The following is a 6,198-nucleotide window of genomic DNA, read 5'->3' as shown; positions in this document are numbered from 1 at the left end:
AAAAAATCAGGCAACAGCCTCTGTAACAATAACAGCCTGCTGCTGAAAAACGTACCAGCAAAGCGCCATCAGTAAACTGGGGAATTTTGTATCCAGCAAAGATCTTGTTTTATTAAAACCGGCTGATAAGGTATTAAAGCTGCAGGTAAGCAGGCTTTTTTGCATGGCTTCATCGTATAGCAATAACTCGCCATTATTATTTTCGTTATAAACAAAAAAATATTTTTCATCGTTTAACTCCACATAGCCTTTGCCGGTACCCGGTTTTGTTTCCTCTACTTTACCCATTTTTATACCGTACTCATTTTTAATAACGGCCTTAGGCGTTAGTAAGCCTCTTCTTTCAAAAAAGAAAAGCCGCTTGCTTAATTTACTTACAAACCTTGCAATACGTGTACTTTTACTAAAGGAAATATCTGCCACTTTTGTACCGGCTTCCCATAATTCAAAACTTTCCTGTGCAGTACCATTGTTTACGCTAACCCATTTCATAAACTATAGTTTTATTTGTTTAAGAGAGTGTGAATATAATTTCAAAAATGTTTAATTACACTATGTGAAAAAGAATGTGTTTTAAATGTGCATAGTAACAATTTGGTAACATTAATTTAACACGGAAGTGTAAACAAAAAAGCACCCGATAAGAGTAAAGGGTGCGTTTCAAGCATGAGAAAAACTTGCTTTATTGCTTAAGAAAATTTAATTAAATCTTGTCCATCCTTTGTGCCACACCGCATCAGCACCTGCAGGCGCTATAGCACCACGAAAAGTTACAGATGCAAAGCCAGTTGCTAATTTAGGGTCGGTAAATTTAGCACCAGTGGCTGCCGGCGATGTACCAAAAGGACCAAAATCGGGCAATGCATAATTAAATGGATTTACAAATTTTGCATCATCGTTGGTAGATAAAATAGAGTTACCAAAATAAGAATTGGTAAACCATGCCTGTAAAGAAGCAGCAGAGGCACCAGTTGGTGCAGATGAGCTTGCTGCATAACTGACAGGTGTAGGGCAGCCGGCAATGATAGTGTTCCTTATTCTTAAAGTACTGTCATTAATATTCAGGTCTGTGGGGTTGCCTTTTGTGGCATCAATAAAAATACCAATTGGCCATCCCATAAATACGGAATTAAAAATTGAAACTTTTGTGTTTCTGCGGATGTGGGCGCCTGCTAAATATAAACTGCTGCCATTATTTGATAAAGTTGCTTTAGGACCAATAGCAGTTACGTTGCTGAATACCGGACTTGTAAACGGAGCAAGTGTGCTGCCGTTTGCATCGTTATCACTTTCAAATGCTTCAGATTTTGAAAGATCTGCAATAGAAGAATCCCTGATGATTAAACCAAACTGCACATTGCCGCTATAACCGTTATCGGTATCAAAATCATCATCCTGTGTTTTATAGGCAATAAGATAACTGCAGTTTACAGTGCCGCCAAACCATTCGAAAGCATCATCCTTTGCATAAGTAACCTGCACATGGTCTATTTTGGTACCATTGCCTACACCACCCATTGTTAAACTGTTAATTTCTTTATCTGGTAAAAATGCATAGCCTGCATATTCAATACGTACATAACTTAAAACGCCGCTGTTATCTGCAGCATCAGTACCGCCGTATAAGCCGTTACCATTAGCATCATTAATACCACCTTCAATTTCGCCAAGGCCTGCTGTACCATTAAAACTGCTGTTAGTAAGTGATTTGCCTAACAATACAATTCCTGCCCAATCGCCACTGCGTGGCGTAGCCGAATTTGATGTAAACACAATTGGTTTATCAACCGAACCCTGTGCAACAATTTTAGCACCCCTGGTAATTATTAATGCACCTACATTAATAATATCACCTTTGATGGTTGTTCCTGCTTCAATTGTAATGGTAGCATTATTGGTTACATACACCGGGCCTTTTAATATGTAGGTATTAATGGATTTTAAAGCACTGTCCTTACTTATTTTTCCTTCTAAAGTAATGGTTTGGCCATTTGGTGTTCCCCCACCAGGATTTGTAATAACTGCAGTAGTGCCATCTACTTCAATTTTTCTGCATCCGGTTGCTAAAACTGAGGCTGCAATTGCGATGCTTAATAACTTTTTCATGATTGTTTATTTTTAAGAAATTTTGATTTATTGTTTTTTAAAAGGACTAAATTTTTTATTCTGCTAAATTTCTCCGGAATTTATCTCAGTTTTTTAGAGAGATGCAGAGGCATTTTATTTTATATTATATCCAAAGGAAATACTGTAAGTAGTACCGTAATTTCTTTTAATAGCCACAGCATCATTTTGTGTTTTATAATTTTTGCTGTTATCCAAATCATGATAGAAATACGCAGACCTGTTCAGTAAATCTGAAATATTTAATTTTACTTCACCCTTTCCTTTCAGTAGTTTTTTTGCAATTTGAAAATCTAAAAGCGGACGTGGGTTTTCCCAAATAGCCGGTACCTGTTCGTTACCCACATATAAAATTCTTCTTCCAATTTGATTGAATAAAAGAGTAGTATTTAATCCTGCTTTTTCAACATCATATTGCAAGCCTGCATTTACTACATAAGGGCTTTGCCCCTGCATTGGCCTGTTGATGTTTGCTTTGCTGTCTTTTACTTCATTTTGTATATAGCTGATGTTGCTGTACAGTGTCATGTTTTTTAAAGAACGGATAAAGGTTAATTTTTTTCTCAATTCCAACTCCACACCATAACCAATGGCCTTATCTGCATTTAAATAATTGAAAGTGCTGCTGGTACCTACGCCACTCTGGTTAAAATACAGCTCAATGGGATTTTTAAAATACTTGTAAAAAGCTCCAAGGGTAATTAACTCTCCTGCACCCGGATAAACTTCGTAACGTAAATCGAGGTTGGTGATTTTTGTACGCTGCAGGCTGGGGTTACCTAAAATAGTTGCGCCTAATTCAAAATCAAAAAATGCAAAAGAAGAAATTTCCCTAAACTCCGGACGGATAACAGTTTGCGAAGCTGCCAAACGGATATTTGTTTTTGGATTTAATTTATAAGTGAAATTTACACCCGGTAAAATATCTAATACTTTGCTGTACACATGGCGTGGATCGCTTTGTTTCATACTGCCCACCACCTGGTCAAAATGTTCGGCCCTAGCACCCCATACCAATCTTATTTTATCACTAAACTGGTTATCAAATTGTAAGTAGCCGGCGTTTAAAATAGAGTTGGCAATGTACCTAAAACGGTTACCCGATATTTCATCAAAAGAAAATTTATTATTGGCACCACCAATATTGGCTTCGCTAAAAATAGTTGCTTCATCCTGTGCCCTTATTGCAGGGTTATCTGCAAAAAGGGTAAAAGAGAAAGGCCTTGAATCGAACAACCTGTCTTTTACCTGGAATAAGTATCCGGCTTTTACTGTTTGGTTATTATCTAACCAGCGGAATGTTTTGGCAACATCTGTACCAGCTGTATAAATATAGTCGTTTAAATTACTAAAGAAACGGCTGCCGGTTTTTTGCGAAAGTGTACCACTTATTAAAGCTAAATAAGGTTGGTTGGGAGTGGTTACTGATTGGTTATATTGAATACGGCGCTGGTCGGGTATGTATTGATCCAAAATGCCAAAACCTCCATACCATTTTAGTTTAATATTCAATTTGGCAAGATTATGTTCGCCGGTAATTTGTGTGTTATTATAAATGTTCGATTTAAAAGCCAGCTCTTTGGCCCTTACGTTTTCTCCTGCAATGGGGTCGCTTTCAAAATCTTTTCCGGTACGTAAAGTGGTATAATCAGAAGCATTAATATTGAACAGGTTTTTAATGCTGATCTTATTAAGGCTGTTTAACTGAATGGCAAAAGTTGCAAGGCCACCCAGCAAAACATCCTGAGAGTATTTATTATTTTGATAATCGAAGTTTACATCGGCATTAGTTCCGTTAATGCTGTAAAACCTGTTTTGAAAAGCAAGGTTCCTGTTACTTTTATTGTAGCTTAAAGCAAGTATTCCACCAACATCTTTGCCAAATAATTTCGATTTAAAACCACCATTAATTTGCACCGCTGCATTTAATCCTGCATTGCCTGCAGTGGAGGTCCAGGTATTTTTAAATTGAGCAGCGTACCCATTTTTTTCATCTTGTGTAAGCAACTGAAATTTTGTTTTTACAGGAAAATTTTCAGCAGGTAATTTCCTTGTTTTATCATCAAGGCCAAGCCAGTCGTATTTACCACCTTGGTAACTGTAAAAATCTTTACCAATGGTTTGGCTGTTAAAACCTGTACCTAACTGAATGCTTAAAAATCCTTTACTGGGAATATCTTTGGTATTAACCTGCACTAAACCACCAGCCCACTCGCCGGGTAATTCAGGTATAAAAGTTTTGTTTACAATAATGTTATCAATTACTGCAGCAGGAAATAAATCGAACGAAAATGTTTTTCTGTCGGGCTCTGTACTGCTTAATAATATGCCGTTAAGCATTGCCTGGTTATACCTGTCGGCCAAACCACGAACTACTAAATATTTTCCGTCTTGTACAGATGTACCCGGAACTCTTTTCAACACTTCACCGGTATTTTTATCAGGGCTCCTTCTAATAGCTTCTGCACTTATAACCTGTGCAACAACAGCAGTATTTTTTTGGTAAGCAATAAGGGCTGCACTGGTTTCCAGTCTTTTGGTAGAAGAAGATTTTATTATTACTTCTGTTTCAGTTTTCGCCGCAGACTCTAAAAGAATATCTAAATGATTAACATCGTTTGCTGTTACTTCTGCATCGGTTATTTCCTTTGTTTTATAATTAACCGAAGAAAGCGTAAGGGAATATTTTTTTCCAGCTTCAAGTGTTAAAACAAAATAACCATCGTTGTTAGATGATACCCCCGACTTGCTGCCATTGATCATTACAGTAACACCGGCAATTGCCTGTCCTGTTTTGGCATCAGTAATCTTACCTTCTATCTTCCCTTTTTGGGCAACGGCTGTAAATGATAAAATGATAAATGTAATAAGTGTAATAAAGCTTCTCATGTTCGTAAATTTCATGCAGCAAAGAGAGCCTTTTAACATTACTGCAATGTTACCGGTGTATTAATCAATTGTATATTTACTGTTACCAAATTGTTACCACAGTAAATTATTATCTTGCTAAAAAATACAAAATGAAAGCAATTGTAATTGATGATATTAAAACAAGAGAAATTGTTGAAGGCTTTGCCGGAAAATATTTACATGCACAACATTTAAGTGTTGGCTTTATAGATGCAAAAGCGGGTTACACTGTGCCTGTTCATTCACACATACATGAGCAGGTAAGCTATGTACAGGAAGGGGAAATGCTTTTTATTTTAGAAGGCGAAGAATTTATTTTAAAAGCAGGTATGGCCATAACTGTGGCTCCAAATTTAAAACATGGTGCTACTGCTATTACCGATTGTAAATTAATTGATGTGTTTAACCCGGTGAGGGAAGATTATAAATGATAACTTTCTGCTGATCTAATCTTTGATCAGCTCTATATTCAATCTGTCATCTGTAGCAGAATAAGTAAGTTTATAGGTATACTTGCCATGTACAAGAGGAGTTTCACTTATGTAATCAATTGGGATAATGCTGTAGATTTTGCCATTCATAGTTAATACAATCGGGGCATACCGGTACGCTTTGAAAAATGTTTTATAGGCAGATAAAGAATCAATCCTTACATCTCCATAATTGTAGGCACTTCCGTTGGGGTTTACCGTACAATCGTAAAATATCCAGGGTGCAGTATTTTTTACCCGAATTTCAACCTCGTTATTTACAGGAGGTATGGGTTTGCTTTTTTTACAACTGGTAAAAAAAATAACCGAAGTAGATACCAAAAAATAAATGACTAAAGTTTTCATATTATTACGGACAACGGTAATTACAGAAGCGTTGCGTATAAAAATTAAATTATTTTAATACTTACGTTATGCATTTACCATCAGCACCTACTCCACCATTTCTTCTGCCAGGCCAAAAGATAAGGTCATGCCGGCGCCACCAACACCATTTAATACATATACACCGGGGTCTGGCGAAAAGAAAATTTCTGTATCCCCATTGGTAAGCTTTGGATAAATGCCGTGCCATGTTTCGGCAATGGCATTACCATTTATTTTTAAAAATGTTTTTAATTAATCCAGGATTAATTTATTGGGTGGTTTATACAGTGCCGATGAAATGCTGATA

At 36.6% G+C, this 6,198-nt stretch carries 6 protein-coding genes; 1 reads left to right on the top strand and 5 read right to left on the bottom strand.

Annotation, left to right across the window (positions count from 1 at the left end; all coding sequences use genetic code 11):
- Positions 1–6 precede the first annotated feature (6 nt).
- The 3 genes from ACY65O_RS05810 to ACY65O_RS05800 form a co-directional block, all read right to left on the bottom strand.
- On the bottom strand, positions 7–492 hold the full coding sequence (locus ACY65O_RS05810; protein ID WP_462219905.1) for a hypothetical protein: 486 nt from the start codon (positions 490–492) through the stop codon (positions 7–9).
- A 207-nt stretch (positions 493–699) separates the two neighbouring features.
- Positions 700–2,106, bottom strand: coding sequence for a hypothetical protein (locus tag ACY65O_RS05805; RefSeq protein ID WP_462219904.1), 1,407 nt, complete (start codon positions 2,104–2,106; stop codon positions 700–702).
- 114 nt (positions 2,107–2,220) lie between these two features.
- Positions 2,221–5,013: a TonB-dependent receptor gene (locus ACY65O_RS05800; RefSeq protein WP_462219903.1), complete on the bottom strand. Its 2,793-nt coding sequence runs from the start codon at positions 5,011–5,013 to the stop codon at positions 2,221–2,223.
- Between the two features lie 131 nt (positions 5,014–5,144).
- On the opposite strand from ACY65O_RS05800, the gene ACY65O_RS05795 reads away from it, so the two are divergent.
- Positions 5,145–5,465, top strand: coding sequence for a cupin domain-containing protein (locus tag ACY65O_RS05795; protein WP_462219902.1), 321 nt, complete (start codon positions 5,145–5,147; stop codon positions 5,463–5,465).
- 15 nt (positions 5,466–5,480) lie between these two features.
- On the opposite strand, the gene ACY65O_RS05790 is transcribed toward ACY65O_RS05795, so the two are convergent.
- Both ACY65O_RS05790 and ACY65O_RS05785 read right to left on the bottom strand, forming a co-directional pair.
- On the bottom strand, positions 5,481–5,870 hold the full coding sequence (locus tag ACY65O_RS05790; protein WP_462219901.1) for a hypothetical protein: 390 nt from the start codon (positions 5,868–5,870) through the stop codon (positions 5,481–5,483).
- Positions 5,871–5,957: 87 nt separating this feature from the next.
- Complete coding sequence (locus ACY65O_RS05785) at positions 5,958–6,110, bottom strand: FAD-dependent oxidoreductase (RefSeq protein ID WP_462219906.1); 153 nt, start codon at positions 6,108–6,110, stop codon at positions 5,958–5,960.
- Between the last annotated feature and the right edge of the window lie 88 nt (positions 6,111–6,198).

The organism is Ferruginibacter sp., from assembly GCF_031430955.1.
Classification (GTDB): Bacteria; Bacteroidota; Bacteroidia; order Chitinophagales; family Chitinophagaceae; genus Ferruginibacter.
Note: the sequence above shows the minus strand (reverse complement) of the source record. Positions and strands in the feature narration are given on the sequence as shown.